The organism is Streptomyces sp. ERV7, assembly GCF_001653515.1.
Taxonomy (GTDB): Bacteria; Actinomycetota; Actinomycetes; order Streptomycetales; family Streptomycetaceae; genus Streptomyces.
In genome coordinates this window covers 883,029-897,729 of record NZ_LYOY01000001.1, presented here as the reverse complement: position 1 = coordinate 897,729, position 14,701 = coordinate 883,029, and the positions used below count along the sequence as shown (strand labels likewise).

The 14,701-nt window shown below is 70.7% G+C and carries 15 protein-coding genes; 14 read left to right on the top strand and 1 reads right to left on the bottom strand.

Features of this window, described 5'->3' with window-relative positions; translation table 11 throughout:
- The 12 genes from A8W25_RS03980 (at position 1) to nusB (ending at position 12,116) form a co-directional block, all read left to right on the top strand.
- The gene (locus tag A8W25_RS03980) at positions 1 to 342 is read left to right on the top strand and encodes a DUF6167 family protein (protein WP_067155796.1); all 342 of its coding nucleotides are present in this window, start codon (positions 1 to 3) and stop codon (positions 340 to 342) included.
- Complete coding sequence (gene alaS, locus A8W25_RS03975; protein ID WP_067155793.1) at positions 342 to 3,011, top strand: alanine--tRNA ligase; 2,670 nt, start codon at positions 342 to 344, stop codon at positions 3,009 to 3,011. Before A8W25_RS03980 ends, alaS begins: the two co-directional genes overlap by 1 nt.
- Positions 3,011 to 3,475 carry a Holliday junction resolvase RuvX gene (gene ruvX, locus A8W25_RS03970; protein ID WP_067155789.1) on the top strand — a complete coding sequence of 155 codons (465 nt, stop codon included), beginning with the start codon at positions 3,011 to 3,013 and terminating at the stop codon, positions 3,473 to 3,475. Before alaS ends, ruvX begins: the two co-directional genes overlap by 1 nt.
- A gap of 101 nt (positions 3,476 to 3,576) precedes the next feature.
- Positions 3,577 to 5,295 (top strand): endolytic transglycosylase MltG, encoded by a 1,719-nt coding sequence (gene mltG, locus A8W25_RS03965; RefSeq protein ID WP_067155785.1) that lies wholly within the window; start codon positions 3,577 to 3,579, stop codon positions 5,293 to 5,295.
- A complete protein-coding gene (locus A8W25_RS03960; protein WP_234386150.1) occupies positions 5,292 to 6,137 on the top strand; it encodes a shikimate dehydrogenase in 846 nt (281 codons plus the stop codon). Before mltG ends, A8W25_RS03960 begins: the two co-directional genes overlap by 4 nt.
- 221 nt (positions 6,138 to 6,358) lie before the next feature.
- Complete coding sequence (aroC, locus tag A8W25_RS03955; protein ID WP_067155782.1) at positions 6,359 to 7,543, top strand: chorismate synthase; 1,185 nt, start codon at positions 6,359 to 6,361, stop codon at positions 7,541 to 7,543.
- Complete coding sequence (locus tag A8W25_RS03950; protein WP_067155778.1) at positions 7,540 to 8,058, top strand: shikimate kinase; 519 nt, start codon at positions 7,540 to 7,542, stop codon at positions 8,056 to 8,058. The genes aroC and A8W25_RS03950 overlap by 4 nt, the downstream gene beginning before the upstream one ends.
- Complete coding sequence (gene aroB / locus A8W25_RS03945) at positions 8,055 to 9,149, top strand: 3-dehydroquinate synthase (protein WP_067155774.1); 1,095 nt, start codon at positions 8,055 to 8,057, stop codon at positions 9,147 to 9,149. Before A8W25_RS03950 ends, aroB begins: the two co-directional genes overlap by 4 nt.
- Entirely contained in the window at positions 9,146 to 9,586 is a 441-nt protein-coding gene (gene aroQ, locus A8W25_RS03940; protein WP_067155771.1) for a type II 3-dehydroquinate dehydratase, read from the top strand. The genes aroB and aroQ overlap by 4 nt, the downstream gene beginning before the upstream one ends.
- A gap of 362 nt (positions 9,587 to 9,948) precedes the next feature.
- Positions 9,949 to 11,055, top strand: a complete 1,107-nt coding sequence (locus A8W25_RS03935; protein ID WP_067155767.1) for an aminopeptidase P family protein — start codon at positions 9,949 to 9,951, stop codon at positions 11,053 to 11,055.
- 60 nt (positions 11,056 to 11,115) lie between these two features.
- On the top strand, positions 11,116 to 11,682 hold the full coding sequence (gene efp / locus A8W25_RS03930; RefSeq protein WP_067155763.1) for an elongation factor P: 567 nt from the start codon (positions 11,116 to 11,118) through the stop codon (positions 11,680 to 11,682).
- Positions 11,683 to 11,684: 2 nt separating this feature from the next.
- Positions 11,685 to 12,116, top strand: coding sequence for a transcription antitermination factor NusB (gene nusB, locus A8W25_RS03925; protein ID WP_067155760.1), 432 nt, complete (start codon positions 11,685 to 11,687; stop codon positions 12,114 to 12,116).
- 198 nt (positions 12,117 to 12,314) lie between these two features.
- Here nusB and bldD read toward each other — a convergent pair whose 3' ends face one another.
- The gene (gene bldD / locus A8W25_RS03920) at positions 12,315 to 12,815 is read right to left on the bottom strand and encodes a transcriptional regulator BldD (protein WP_067155757.1); all 501 of its coding nucleotides are present in this window, start codon (positions 12,813 to 12,815) and stop codon (positions 12,315 to 12,317) included.
- Between the two features lie 228 nt (positions 12,816 to 13,043).
- On the opposite strand from bldD, the gene pyrR reads away from it, so the two are divergent.
- Together pyrR and A8W25_RS03910 are read left to right on the top strand one after the other, a co-directional pair.
- Positions 13,044 to 13,619 carry a bifunctional pyr operon transcriptional regulator/uracil phosphoribosyltransferase PyrR gene (pyrR, locus tag A8W25_RS03915; RefSeq protein WP_067155754.1) on the top strand — a complete coding sequence of 192 codons (576 nt, stop codon included), beginning with the start codon at positions 13,044 to 13,046 and terminating at the stop codon, positions 13,617 to 13,619.
- A gap of 94 nt (positions 13,620 to 13,713) precedes the next feature.
- Complete coding sequence (locus A8W25_RS03910; RefSeq protein ID WP_067155751.1) at positions 13,714 to 14,700, top strand: aspartate carbamoyltransferase catalytic subunit; 987 nt, start codon at positions 13,714 to 13,716, stop codon at positions 14,698 to 14,700.
- The last annotated feature ends 1 nt before the right edge of the window (position 14,701 follow it).

Here is a 14,701-nt window from a genome sequence, read left to right as displayed (position 1 = left end):
ATGTTCCGCCGTACGTTCTGGTTCACCGCGGGCGCCGCAGCCGGTGTGTGGGCCACCACCAAGGTCAACCGGAAGCTGAAGCAGCTCACCCCGGAGTCGCTGGCCGCGCGCACCGCCGACAAGGCGATCGAGGCGGGCCACAAGCTCAAGGACTTCGCGCTCGACGTGAAGACCGGAATGGTCCAGCGCGAGTCCGAACTCAACGACGCGCTGGGGCTGAACGCCTCCAATGTGCGGGAGCTCCCGGCGCAGCGCCGCCTCGCGGCCATCGACCAACCCAACCAGCAGAACCCGAAGATCTCCCCCAGGAAGATCTCGTACAACCGGAATGAGGACCACTGATGGAGTCGGCTGAAATCCGCCGCCGCTGGCTGAGCTTCTTCGAGGAGCGCGGTCACACCGTCGTCCCTTCGGCGTCGCTCATCGCGGACGACCCGACTCTGCTCCTGGTTCCCGCGGGCATGGTGCCGTTCAAGCCCTACTTCCTGGGTGAGGCCAAGCCCCCGGCCACCACGCTGACCAGCGTCCAGAAGTGCGTCCGTACCCCGGACATCGAAGAGGTCGGCAAGACCACCCGCCACGGCACGTTCTTCCAGATGTGCGGCAACTTCTCCTTCGGCGACTACTTCAAGGAAGGTGCCATCCGGTACGCCTGGGAGCTGCTCACCTCGCCCCAGGACAAGGGTGGTTACGGCCTGGAGCCGGAGAAGCTCTGGATCACGGTCTACCTCGACGACGACGAGGCCGAGGCCATCTGGCGCGACAAGATCGGCGTCCCGGCCGAGCGCATCCAGCGCCTGGGCAAGAAGGACAACTTCTGGTCCATGGGCGTGCCGGGACCGTGTGGCCCCTGCTCCGAGATCAACTACGACCGCGGCCCCGAGTTCGGCGTCGAGGGCGGCCCGGCCGTCAACGACGAGCGGTACGTGGAGATCTGGAACCTGGTCTTCATGCAGTACGAGCGCGGTGCGGGCGACGGCAAGGAGGACTTCCCGATCCTCGGTGACCTGCCGTCGAAGAACATCGACACCGGTCTGGGTCTTGAGCGCCTCGCCATGATCCTGCAGGGCGTGCAGAACATGTACGAGACCGACACCCTGCGCGTGGTCATGGACAAGGCCACCGAGCTGACGGGCGTCCGCTACGGCGCCGCCCACCCCACCGATGTCTCGCTGCGGGTGGTCGCCGACCACATCCGTACGTCCACGATGCTCATCGGTGACGGCGTCACCCCCGGCAACGAGGGCCGCGGCTATGTGCTGCGCCGCATCATGCGCCGCGCCATCCGCAACATGCGCCTGATGGGCGCCACCGGCCCGGTCGTCCAGGACCTCATCGGCGTCGTGATCGACACGATGGGGCAGCAGTACGCGGAGCTGATCACCGACCGCAAGCGCATCGAGACGGTCGCGCTGGCCGAAGAGGCCGCCTTCCTGAAGGCCCTCAAGGGCGGCACCAACATCCTGGACACCGCCGTCACCGAGACCAAGGCCTCCGGCGGCACGGTCCTGGCCGGCGAGAAGGCCTTCCTGCTCCACGACACCTGGGGCTTCCCGATCGACCTCACCCTGGAGATGGCCGCCGAGCAGGGCCTCTCCGTGGACGAGGACGGCTTCCGCCGTCTGATGAAGGAGCAGCGCGAGCGCGCCAAGGCCGACGCCAAGGCCAAGAAGACCGGCCACGCCGACCTGTCCGCCTACCGCGAGGTGGCCGACAACTCCGGCGAGACCGACTTCACCGGCTACACGCTCACCGAGAACGAGTCCACGGTCGTCGGCCTCCTCGTCGACGGCGTGCCCTCGCCCGCCGCCTCCGAGGGCGACGAGGTCGAGGTCGTCCTGGACCGCAGCCCGTTCTACGCCGAGGGCGGCGGCCAGCTCGCCGACCAGGGCCGTATCAAGCTCGACAGCGGCGCGGTCATCGAGGTCCGCGACGTGCAGAAGCCGGTCCCCGGCGTCCATGTGCACAAGGGCGTCGTCCAGGTCGGCGAGGTCACCGTCGGCGCCTCGGCCTACGCGGTCATCGACATCAAGCGCCGCCGCGCCATCGCCCGCGCCCACAGCGCCACGCACCTGACCCACCAGGCCCTGCGCGACGCGCTCGGCCCGACGGCCGCCCAGGCCGGCTCGGAGAACTCGCCGGGCCGCTTCCGCTTCGACTTCGGCTCGCCCGCCGCCGTTCCCGGCACGGTCCTCACCGACGTCGAGCAGCGGATCAACGAGGTCCTCTCGCGCGAACTGGACGTCCAGGCCGAGGTCATGTCGATCGACGAGGCCAAGAAGCAGGGCGCCATCGCCGAGTTCGGTGAGAAGTACGGCGAGCGCGTCCGCGTGGTCACCATCGGGGACTTCTCCAAGGAGCTCTGCGGCGGTACGCACGTCGGCAACACCGCCCAGCTGGGCCTGGTGAAGCTGCTCGGAGAGTCGTCCATCGGCTCCGGCGTGCGCCGCATCGAAGCCCTGGTCGGCGTGGACGCGTACCACTTCCTCGCCCGTGAGCACACGGTCGTCGCCCAGCTCCAGGAGTTGGTCAAGGGCCGCCCGGAGGAGCTGCCGGAGAAGATCTCCACCATGCTCGGCAAGCTGAAGGACGCCGAGAAGGAGATCGAGAAGTTCCGCGCCGAGAAGGTGCTCCAGGCCGCCGCCGGTCTCGCCGAGGGCGCCAAGGACGTCCGGGGCGTGGCCCTGGTCACCGGCCAGGTGCCGGACGGCACCTCCGCCGACGACCTGCGCAAGCTCGTCCTCGACGTGCGCGGCCGCATCTCCTCCGACCGGCCGGTCGTGGTGGCCCTGTTCACCACCGCCAACGGCCGTCCGGTGACGGTCATCGCCACCAACGAGGCCGCCCGCGAGCGCGGTCTCAAGGCCGGTGAGCTGGTCCGTACCGCCGCCAAGACCCTCGGCGGCGGCGGTGGCGGCAAGCCGGACGTCGCCCAGGGCGGCGGTCAGAACCCGGACGCGATCGGCGACGCCATCGACGCCGTCGAGCGCCAGGTCGGCGAGAGCGCCTGATGCGACGCGGACGACGCCTCGCGATCGACGTCGGGGACGCCCGGATCGGGGTCGCCTCGTGCGACCCCGACGGGGTCCTCGCGACGCCGGTGGAGACGGTGCCGGGACGTGACGTCCCGGCCGCCCACCGGCGGTTGCGCCGACTCGTGGAGGAGTACGAGCCCATCGAGGTCGTCATGGGGCTGCCCCGCTCCCTCAGCGGGGGCGAGGGCCCGGCGGCCGTCAAGGTCCGCAAGTTCGCCCAGGAGATGGCGAAGGGCATCGCCCCGATCCCGGTCCGGCTGGTCGACGAGCGGATGACGACGGTCACAGCCACCCAGGGACTGCGGGCCTCCGGTGTGAAGGCGAAGAAGGGCAGGTCGGTCATCGACCAGGCGGCCGCCGTGGTCATTCTGCAGAACGCGCTGGAGGCCGAACGGGTGTCAGGACGCCCGCCCGGCGAGGGCGTCGAAGTGGTTATCTGATCGCGATACGGTAACGTTCCGCGCGATGCGGCGACATTCGAACAGCTGCCGCACAGCAAAAGAGGCGGACCGTCCGGATGCCTCGCGGCTCTAGGGGACCGATGACTGAGTATGGCCGGGGCGCAGGCTCCGAACCGTGGCATCCCGAGGATCCTCTCTACGGGGACCAGGGGTGGGGAGCGCAGCAGGCTGCGCCCGGTCAGGCTCCGTACGGCGACCAGCAGGTCCAGCAGCAGTACCCCCAGCAGCATTCGCAGCAGCAACCTCAGCACCAGCAACACCAGCAGCATCCTCAGTACCAGCAGCAGTACGCACAGCAGCCGCAGGACCCCTACGGGCAGCAGCCGCACTACGGTGAGCAGCCCCAGCAGGGCTACCCGCAGGAGCAGCAGTACGTACAGCAGGCCCAGTACAACGCGGGATGGGACACCGGCCAGCAGGCCGCCATGCCCTACGCGGGCCAGCAGACCGAGGGCTACCCGGGCTACGGCACCGAGACCCAGGACTACTACGGCACGCCCGAGGCGTATCCGCCGCCGCAGCCCCCGGGGCAGCGGCGGACGGTGCCCGAGCAGGCGCCGGAGTGGACCCCCGAGGAGCAGGAGCCGGAGGAGGAGAACCACCCCTTCTTCAGCGACGGCGACGGCGGTGACAAGCCCGGGTCCGAGGAGGACGAGGACGAGCCGCGCGGCTCCCGGCGCGGCGGCTCCGGCCGCGACCGCCGGGGCAAGGGCAAGAAGAAGGGCAAGAGCGGACGCGCCTGCCTGGTGCTCGTGGTGGTCTTCTCGCTCGGTGTGGGCGGCGCCGGGTATGTCGGCTACCAGTTCTGGCAGAAGAAGTTCGGCGCGGCCCCCGACTACGTGGGAACCGGCTCCACCCCGGTCCAGGTGGAGATCCCGCAGGGCGCCGGCGGCTACGAGATCGGCGGCATCCTGGCGAAGGCCGGCGTGGTCAAGAGCCAGGGCGCCTTCGTCTCCGCGCAGAACGACAACCCCAAGGGCAAGACGATCCAGGCGGGCGTCTACACCCTCAACAAGGGGATGTCGGCGGCGAACGCGGTCGCGGCCATGCTCAACCCGACCAGCCGCAACAACCTCATCATTCCCGAGGGCAAGCGGAACGCCTGGGTCTACGAGCAGATCGACAAGCGCCTCGAACTCAAGGCGGGCACGACCAAGGACGTCGCGAAAGCACAGGCGAAGAAGCTCGGGCTGCCCGACTGGGCGAACGACGCCAAGGACATCCAGGATCCGCTGGAAGGGTTCCTCTACCCGGCCAGCTACCCGGTCGCCAAGGGCGCCAAGCCCGAGGACGTGCTGCGCAAGATGGTCTCGCGCGCCAACACCGAGTACGGCAAGGTCGACCTGAAGGGCATGGCGTCCAAGCTCGGCCTGAAGTCGCCCCTCCAGCTCATCACGGTCGCGAGCCTCGTCCAGGCGGAAGGCAAGTACAAGCACGACTTCGACAAGGTCGCGCGGGTCGTCTACAACCGCCTCAAGCCCAACAACACCGAGACCTACGGCCTGCTCGACTTCGACTCCACGGTGAACTACGCCAAGAGCCAGTCGACCCTGGACGTCGGTGCGGTCAAGCACCTGCGGGACTTCAAGCACCCGTACAACACGTACTACATCCACGGCCTGCCGCCCGGTCCCATCGGCAACCCCGGTGAGTCCGCGCTGCACTCGGCGCTCAACCCGACGCCGGGCCCGTGGTACTACTTCGTCTCCGTCACCGAGAACGAGACGCTGTTCGCGGTCACCAACGAAGAGCACGAGCAGAACCGCAAGAAGTACCAGAAGGAGCAGTCCGGCCAGTGAGTTCCGTGAGCCAGGAGAGCGGTGCGCGACGGGCGGCCGTACTGGGGTCGCCCATCGCCCACTCGCTCTCCCCGGTGCTGCACCGCGCCGCCTACCGGGAGCTGGGCCTCACCCACTGGTCGTACGACCGCTTCGAGGTGGACGAGGCCGCGCTGCCCGCGTTCGTCGGCGGACTCGACCGGTCGTGGGCGGGGCTCTCGCTCACCATGCCGCTGAAGCGGGCGATCATCCCGCTGCTCGACGGCATCAGTGACACGGCCTCCTCGGTGGAGGCGGTCAACACGGTCGTCCTGACCGCCGACGGGCGCCGCTACGGCGACAACACCGACATCCCCGGCATGATCGCCGCCCTGCGCGAGCGCGGCGTCGAGCGGGTCGGCTCGGCCGCGGTGCTCGGCGCGGGCGCCACCGCGTCCTCCGCGCTGGCCGCCCTCGCCCGTATCTGTACCGGCGAGGTCACCGCGTATGTGCGCAGCGCCGCCCGGGCCGAGGAGATGCGGGGCTGGGGCGAGCGGCTCGGGGTCGCCGTGCGCACCGCCGACTGGGCGGACGCGGCCGAGGCCTTCGAGACGCCGCTGGTCGTCGCCACCACCCCGGCGGGCACCACGGACGCGCTCGTGGCGGCCGTCCCCGAGCGGCCCGGCACGCTTTTCGACGTGCTGTACGACCCCTGGCCGACGGCGCTGGCGGCGGCCTGGTCCGCGAACGGCGGAGCGGTAGTGGGCGGCCTGGACCTCCTCGTACACCAGGCAGTGCTCCAGGTGGAACAGATGACAGGCACGGAGAAGGCTCCGCTGACGGCCATGCGCGAGGCGGGCGAGCAGGCCCTCGCGGCCCGCTGAGGCGTGCCCCGAAAGGGGCGCGGGGCTGTGACGTGTGCGGCTGGGCCGCGTGGGCGCGCCCGGCCACGACGAACCCGCACCTGACGAAATCACCGTCCGCCTGCTGGACCGGTGACCAGGTACGACCGGGGACGTGGGAGGATCAGAGGGTGGCGGGCCAGGGCCGCGCACCCCGGCCGCGCCGTCGAAGTACCAGGACGCGCGAGCAACGAGGAGCACCGTTGAGCAGGTTGCGCTGGCTGACCGCGGGGGAGTCCCACGGACCCGCACTGGTGGCGACGCTGGAGGGCCTTCCCGCCGGCGTGCCGATCACCACGGAGATGGTGGCGGACCACCTGGCCCGGCGGCGCCTCGGCTATGGACGCGGCGCCCGGATGAAGTTCGAGCGCGACGAGGTCACCTTCCTCGGCGGCGTCCGGCACGGCCTGTCGATGGGCTCGCCCATTGCGATCATGGTCGGCAACACCGAGTGGCCCAAGTGGGAACAGGTCATGTCGGCCGACCCCGTGGACCCCGAGATCCTGGCCGACCTGGCCCGCAACGCGCCGCTGACGCGCCCGCGCCCCGGACACGCCGACCTCGCGGGCATGCAGAAGTACGGCTTCGACGAGGCCCGGCCGATCCTGGAGCGCGCGAGTGCCCGTGAGACGGCGGCCCGGGTGGCGCTGGGTGCGGTGGCCCGCTCCTACCTGAAGGAGACGGCCGGGATCGAGGTCGTCTCGCACGTGGTCGAGCTGGCGGCGGCCAAGGCCCCGTACGGCGTGTACCCGACTCCGGCCGATGTGGAGGCGCTGGACGCGGACCCGGTGCGCTGCCTGGACGCGGACGCGTCGAAGGCGATGGTCGCGGAGATCGACCAGGCCCACAAGGACGGCGACACCCTCGGTGGCGTGGTCGAGGTCCTGGCGTACGGGGTTCCGGTGGGCCTGGGCTCGCACGTCCACTGGGACCGCCGCCTCGACGCCCGTCTCGCTGCCGCGCTGATGGGCATCCAGGCGATCAAGGGCGTCGAGGTCGGCGACGGCTTCGACCTGGCCCGGGTGCCGGGCTCGCAGGCGCACGACGAGATCGTCAAGACCGCCGACGGCGTCAAGCGCACCTCCGGTCGCGCGGGCGGCACCGAGGGCGGTCTGACCACCGGTGAGCTGCTGCGCGTCCGCGCCGCGATGAAGCCGATCGCGACCGTGCCGCGCGCCCTCGCCACCATCGACGTGGTCACGGGCGAGGCCGCCAAGGCCCACCACCAGCGCTCGGACGTGTGCGCCGTGCCCGCGGCCGGGATCGTGGCCGAGGCCATGGTGGCGCTGGTTCTCGCGGACGCGGTCGCGGAGAAGTTCGGCGGTGACTCGGTCCCCGAGACCCGCCGCAACGTCCAGTCCTACCTCGACAACCTGCAGATCCGGTGAGCACCGGTCCGCTGGTCGTCCTGATCGGCCCGATGGGGTCCGGAAAGTCCACCGTGGGCGCGCTGCTGGCCGAGCGGCTCGGCGCGCCCTACCGGGACACCGACGCCGACATCGTGGCCGCCCAGGGCCGGGAGATCGCCGACATCTTCGTCGACGAGGGCGAGCCGCACTTCCGTGAGCTGGAGCGGGAGGCGGTCGCCGCCGGCGTCGCCGAGCACACGGGTGTGCTCGCCCTCGGCGGCGGCGCCATCCTCGACGCGTCCACGCGCGCGCTGCTCTCCGGCCTGCCGGTCGTCTATCTGTCCATGGACGTCGAGGAGGCGGTGAAGCGGGTCGGTCTCAACACCGCCCGCCCGCTCCTCGCCGTCAACCCGCGCCGCCAGTGGCGCGAACTGATGGAAGCCCGGCGCCATCTGTACACCGAAGTCGCCAGGGTCGTCGTCGAGACCGACGGCCGTACCCCCGAAGAGGTCGCCCAGGCGGTCCTCGACGCACTGGAGCTGAAATCCGCATGAGCGAGCAGGCACCCACCCGGATCCACGTCGGCGCCACCGCCGGAACGGACCCGTACGAAGTGCTCGTCGGCCGCAACCTCCTCGCCGAACTGCCCGGCCTGATCGGCACGAAGGCCCGCAAGGTCGCCGTCGTCCACCCGGAGGCGCTGGCCGGCACCGGCGACGCCATCCGCGAGGACCTGGCCGCCCAGGGTTACGAGGCCATCGCCATCCAGGTGCCCAACGCCGAGGAGGCGAAGACCTACGAGGTCGCCGCCTACTGCTGGAAGGCGCTCGGCCAGTCCGGCTTCACCCGTACCGACGTCGTCGTCGGTGTCGGCGGCGGAGCCACCACCGACCTGGCGGGCTTCGTCGCGGCGACCTGGCTGCGCGGGGTGCGCTGGCTCTCGGTCCCGACCACCGTGCTCGGCATGGTCGACGCGGCCGTGGGCGGCAAGACCGGCATCAACACCGCCGAGGGCAAGAACCTGGTGGGCGCGTTCCACCCGCCCGTGGGCGTGCTCTGCGACCTCGCGGCGCTCGACTCGCTGCCGGTCCACGACTTCGTCTCCGGCATGGCCGAGGTCATCAAGGCCGGCTTCATCGCCGACCCGGTCATCCTCGACCTGATCGAGGCCGACCCGGCGGGTGCCCGCACCCCCGAGGGCCCGCACACGGCCGAGCTGATCGAGCGCGCGATCCGGGTGAAGGCCGAGGTCGTCTCCAGCGACCTCAAGGAGTCGGGGCTGCGCGAGATCCTGAACTACGGGCACACCCTCGCGCACGCCATCGAGAAGAACGAGCGCTACAAGTGGCGCCACGGCGCCGCCGTCTCCGTCGGCATGGTCTTCGCGGCCGAGCTCGGCCGGCTCGCCGGGCGGCTCGACGACGCCACGGCCGACCGGCACCGCTCCATCCTGGAGTCGGTGGGCCTGCCGCTCACCTACCGCGCCGACCAGTGGCCCAAGCTGGTCGAGAACATGAAGCTGGACAAGAAGTCGCGGGGCAACCTGCTGCGCTTCATCGTCCTGGACGGCCTCGCCAAGCCGACGGTCCTGGAGGGCCCGGACCCGGCGGTGCTGCTCGCGGCGTACGGCGAGGTGTCCTCGTGAGCCGTCGCGTCCTGGTGCTGAACGGCCCCAACCTGGGCCGCCTGGGCTCGCGCGAGCCGGACGTCTACGGGGCGACCACGTACGCCGGGCTCGTCGAGGTCTGCGAGAGCCTCGGCAAGGAGCTCGGCTTCGACGTGGAGGTCCGCGAGACCAACGACGAGGGCGACATGATCCGCTGGCTGCACGAGGCGGCCGACGGAAAGATTCCGGTCGTTCTCAACCCGGGCGCGTTCACCCACTATTCGTACGGAATGCGGGACGCGGCCGCCCAGCGCACCGCCCCGCTCATCGAGGTGCACATCTCGAACCCGTACACCCGCGAGGAGTTCCGCCACACCTCCGTGGTGGCGGCCGTGGCCAGCGGCACCGTCGCGGGCTTCGGCATCGGCTCGTACCGCCTGGCGCTGCGGGCGCTCGCCGACGAGATCGGCGGCTGACGGGGCACCTTCGCCGCACCCCGGCCGTTCACACTGCGACGGCCGGGGAAGGTACGGTTCTGGACCGGGCGCCCCGATGGGCGTCGGACCAGCGCCAGTTGCCTTGTACGAGACGGAGTGGCACCGGATGCAGCACGAAGCGGGAGCGCCGCTTCCGCCGCCCCACGCGCCGGGGCACGGAGCGGGGCCCGACTGGGCCTTCGTGGCCCACCAGCCCGTGACCCAGGGCGGCCCCCCGACGTCCTGCCGCGAGCGATCGCGAGCCCGCCGAGCTGGTAGGGGCGCGGCCGCGCCCCACGGACCGGCCCCCGGTCGGACGCGCAGAAACGGCCGATCCCCCTGCCCCCTCATACGCTCGACGCATGTCAGAGGTGTATGGGCTCCGCCGCGGCTGGCTACGGGACCGCTGCGCGGCCGCGGGCAGCGCGGCCGCACTGGTCTCGCGCCCCGCGAACGTCCGCTATCTCGCCGGCGGCGCCCCACCCGGCGCCGTCCTGCTGCTCGGCCCCGCCGAGGACGTCCTGCTCTGCCCCCGTACGCCCACCGGCGACCTCGTGGAGGGGCGGCTCGACGAGCTGCTGCGGATCACCGTGCTGCCCACGCCCTCGGGCGACCCGGCCGTGGCCGCGGCGGACCTCGCCCAGGCCTGCGGTGCCGATTCGCTCAGCGTGGAGGAGCACGACCTCACCGTCGCCCGGCACCGCGCGATCGGCTCGGTCGCGCCCCGGCTGCTCCTCGGCGACCTCGGGGGAGCGGTCGAGCAGAAGCGTCTGGTCAAGGACGAGGAGGAGATCGCGTGTCTGCGCATCGCGGCCGAGATCGCCGACCAGGCGCTCGGTGAGCTCCTGGAGTCGATCCTGGTCGGCCGCACCGAGCGCCACCTCGCCCTGGAGCTGGAGCGCCGCCTCGTCGACCACGGCGCCGACGGCCCCGCCTTCACCACCTCCGTCGGTACCGGCCCCAACTCCGGCCGCGGCGGCCACCGGCCCTCCGACCGACGGGTCGAGGAAGGCGATTTCCTCTCCGTCTGCCTGGGCGCCACCTATCGCGGCTACCGCTGCGAGATCGGCCGCACCTTCGTCATCGGGACCACCCCGGCGGACTGGCAGATCGAGCTCTACGACGTCGTCTTCGCCGCTCAGCGGGCCGGCCGGGAGGCGCTGACCCCGGGCGCCGAGTACCGGGCGGTGGACCGCGCGGCACGCCAGGTGCTGGACGCGGCGGGCCACGCGGAGGGCCTGGGAGCGTGTACCGGACACGGCGTCGGCCTCGAAATCAGCGAGGACCCGCAGCTCGCACCTGGAGCCATGGGTAAACTGGACGCTTGCGTGCCGGTCACCGTCGAACCGGGGGTCCACCTCCCGGGGCGGGGTGGTGTCCGAATCGATGACACGCTCGTCGTCCGCCCCGAGGCGGATGGCGGGCCAGAGCTACTCACCATCACGACCAAGGAACTGCTCGCGCTCTAGCCCCGTGCTGTGCCGCGCACCCTCGGTCCCACCAGCTTCAGTCCAGGAGATTCCGCAACCGTGGCTTCCACGAACGACCTCAAGAACGGCATGGTGCTCAAGCTCGACGGGGGCCAGCTCTGGTCCGTCGTCGAGTTCCAGCACGTCAAGCCCGGCAAGGGCCCGGCCTTCGTGCGCACCAAGCTCAAGCACGTGCTCTCCGGCAAGGTCGTCGACAAGACCTTCAACGCCGGCACGAAGGTCGAGACCGCCACCATCGACCGCCGTGACATGCAGTTCTCGTACATGGACGGCGAGTACTTCGTCTTCATGGACATGGACACCTACGACCAGCTGATGGTCGACCGCAAGTCCGTCGGCGACGCCGCCAACTTCCTGATCGAGGGCTTCACCGCCTCCGTGGCGCAGCACGAGGGCGAGGTGCTCTACGTGGAGCTGCCGGCCGCCGTCGAGCTCGTCATCCAGGAGACCGAGCCGGGTGTCCAGGGCGACCGCTCCACCGGTGGCACCAAGCCCGCCATCCTGGAGACCGGTTACCAGATCCAGGTCCCGCTCTTCATCACCACCGGTGAGAAGGTCAAGGTCGACACCCGTACCAGCGACTACCTCGGCCGGGTGAACAGCTAACCGTGGCTGCCCGGAACAAGGCGCGCAAGCGCGCCTTCCAGATCCTCTTCGAGGCCGACCAGCGCGGCGAGTCCGTGCAGACGGTCCTCGCGGACTGGGTGCGCCACTCGCGGTCCGACGACCGTCAGCCGCCGGTCAACGAGTACACGATGCAGCTCGTCGAGGGGTACGCGCAGTACGTTGCGCGCATCGACGACCTCATCTCCACGTACTCCGTCGACTGGACGCTCGACCGGATGCCGGTCGTCGACCGCAACATCCTGCGGCTCGGCACGTACGAGCTGGTCTGGGAGGACGAGACGCCGGACGCCGTCGTGATCGACGAGGCGGTGCAGCTGGCGAAGGAGTTCTCCACGGACGACTCCCCGGCCTTCGTGAACGGGCTGCTGGCCCGTTTCAAGGACCTCAAGCCGAGCCTCCGCCGGGACGCCTAGCCTCCGACGGACGCCTCAGGCACCGGACACACACGAAGGGGCCCGCTGTACGCACGTACAGCGGGCCCCTTCGTCATGTCCGGGCCCAGGAGACCCACCCGGCCGTCCGGGCCGCACAGAACGCCGCCGGGCCGGCCAGGACCCCGAAGGTCCCGGCCGGCCCGGCGGCGGCACGTTTCTGCTGAAGCGCCGGAGGCGTCAGTTGTCCTCGTGGGCGACCGCGCGGCGCGCGTCCGCGTCCAGGACGCCCCAGCTGATCAGCTGCTCGGTGAGGACCGAGGGCGACTGGTCGTAGATCACGGCGAGGGTGCGCAGGTCGTCCTGACGGATCGACAGCACCTTGCCGTTGTAGTCGCCGCGCTGCGACTGGATCGTCGCCGCGTACCTCTGCAGCGGGCCCGCCTTCTCCGGCGGGACGTGCGCGAGGCGCTCCAGGTCGAGCACGAGCTTCGGCGGCGGCTCGGCCGCGCCGCCGGGCGTGGTGCCGGGCAGCAGCTCCTGCACCGGGACCCCGTAGAAGTCCGCGAGCTCGGCAAGGCGCTGTACGGTCACGGCGCGGTCGCCGCGCTCGTACGACCCGACCACGACGGCCTTCCAGCGGCCCTGGGACTTCTCCTCCACACCATGGAGGGACAGACCCTGCTGGGTGCGGATGGCGCGGAGCTTGGCCCCGAGCTGTTTTGCGTATTCGCTGGACATATAGCTCCCCGGACGCTGAGGCAACGTGCGGCACCGCCGCGTGGCTGGTAACTCACTGTGAGGTTACGCAGCGTTACTTGGCTGCGTCAAGCCGAATGGTCCATACCCCCACCCCAGACGGGTGACGACCCCGTGTGAAGACGGGCAAAGGCCCTGGTACCGTGGACTGAGTAATTCCGACGTCCTTTAAGGTCCGTCCCGTGAGGCGGAGAAGGAGGTCCGTTTCGTATGGACACGCAACAGCCCGATGCGGCACGCCCGGTTCTCGAGGGCCCCGACATCGCGCGGGTACTGACCCGCATCGCCCACGAGATCGTCGAACGCGCCAAGGGCGCCGACGACGTGGTGCTCCTCGGCATTCCCACCCGTGGCGTCTTCCTCGCCCGCAGGCTCGCCGACAAGCTCGAAGAGATCACCGCCGGAAAGATCCCGGTCGGCTCCCTCGACATCACCATGTACCGCGACGACCTGCGCATGCATCCGCCGCGCGCGCTGGCCCGCACCGAGATCCCCGGCGACGGCCTGGACGGCAAGCTGGTCGTCCTCGTCGACGACGTGCTCTTCTCCGGCCGCACCATCCGCGCCGCGCTCGACGCGCTGAACGACCTCGGCCGCCCGCGCGCCGTGCAGCTCGCGGTCCTCGTCGACCGCGGCCACCGCGAACTCCCGATCCGCGCCGACTACGTCGGCAAGAACCTCCCGACGTCGCTGCGGGAGACGGTCAAGGTCCTGCTCGCCGAGGAGGACGGCCGCGACGCCGTGCTGCTCGGTGCCAAGCGGACCGCCCAGGACGGCGAGCAGTAAGCCACCTCCGCACGGAGCACGGGTCGCAGCGGCCCGTGCGGCACTTCTGCGCGCCCGCACGCCCGAACCTCCACCCTCCTGGAGAAGAAACCAGATGAAGCGTCACCTCATCTCGGCCGCCGACCTCACCCGCGACGACGCCGTGCTCATCCTCGACACCGCCGAAGAGATGGCCCGGGTCGCCGACCGGCCGATCAAGAAGCTGCCCACCCTGCGCGGCCGTACCGTCGTCAACCTCTTCTTCGAGGACTCGACGCGCACCCGGATCTCCTTCGAGGCCGCCGAGAAGCGCCTGTCCGCGGACGTCATCAACTTCACCGCCAAGGGATCGAGCGTGTCCAAGGGCGAGTCCCTGAAGGACACCGCCCAGACCCTCGAAGCCATGGGTGTGGACGCCGTCGTCATCCGGCACGGCGCCTCCGGAGCCCCCTACCGGCTCGCCACCTCCGACTGGATCGACGCGGCCGTCATCAACGCCGGCGACGGCACCCACCAGCACCCCACCCAGGCCCTGCTCGACGCCTTCACCATGCGCCGCCGCCTGGTCGGCCGGGACGCGGGCCTCGGCCAGGACCTGGCCGGCAAGCGCATCACCCTCGTCGGCGACGTGCTGCACAGCCGGGTGGCCCGCTCCAACGTCGACCTGCTGCACACGCTGGGCGCCGAGGTCACCCTGGTGGCCCCGCCCACCCTGCTGCCGGTCGGCGTCGACCACTGGACCTGCGACGTCAGCTACGACCTCGACAGCGTGCTGCCGAAGTCCGACGCGGTGATGATGCTGCGTGTGCAGCGCGAGCGGATGAACGCCGCCTTCTTCCCGACCGAGCGCGAGTACTCGCGGCGCTACGGCCTGGACGGCGAGCGGATGGCGAGGATGCCCGAGCACGGCATCGTGATGCACCCCGGCCCGATGGTCCGGGGCATGGAGATCACCGCCGAGGTCGCCGACTCCGACCGCTGCACCGTCATCGAGCAGGTCGCCAACGGCGTCCACACCCGGATGGCGGTCCTCTACCTGCTTCTGGGCGGCAACGAGCCCGCCGTCAGCCACGCCCGCCCCGTCGATTCGGAGACCAAGTAAT

Excerpts from the sequence above, each read along its gene's own strand:
- aroB (WP_067155774.1), top strand. The coding sequence starts at position 8,055 with ATGAGCGAGCAGGCACCCACCCGGATCCACGTCGGCGCCACCGCCGGA.
- bldD (WP_067155757.1), bottom strand. The coding sequence starts at position 12,815 with ATGTCCAGCGAATACGCAAAACAGCTCGGGGCCAAGCTCCGCGCCATC.
- A8W25_RS03910 (WP_067155751.1), top strand. The coding sequence starts at position 13,714 with ATGAAGCGTCACCTCATCTCGGCCGCCGACCTCACCCGCGACGACGCC.
- alaS (WP_067155793.1), top strand. The coding sequence starts at position 342 with ATGGAGTCGGCTGAAATCCGCCGCCGCTGGCTGAGCTTCTTCGAGGAG.
- A8W25_RS03980 (WP_067155796.1), top strand. The coding sequence starts at position 1 with ATGTTCCGCCGTACGTTCTGGTTCACCGCGGGCGCCGCAGCCGGTGTG.
- pyrR (WP_067155754.1), top strand. The coding sequence starts at position 13,044 with ATGGACACGCAACAGCCCGATGCGGCACGCCCGGTTCTCGAGGGCCCC.
- mltG (WP_067155785.1), top strand. The coding sequence starts at position 3,577 with ATGACTGAGTATGGCCGGGGCGCAGGCTCCGAACCGTGGCATCCCGAG.
- A8W25_RS03935 (WP_067155767.1), top strand. The coding sequence starts at position 9,949 with ATGTCAGAGGTGTATGGGCTCCGCCGCGGCTGGCTACGGGACCGCTGC.
- ruvX (WP_067155789.1), top strand. The coding sequence starts at position 3,011 with ATGCGACGCGGACGACGCCTCGCGATCGACGTCGGGGACGCCCGGATC.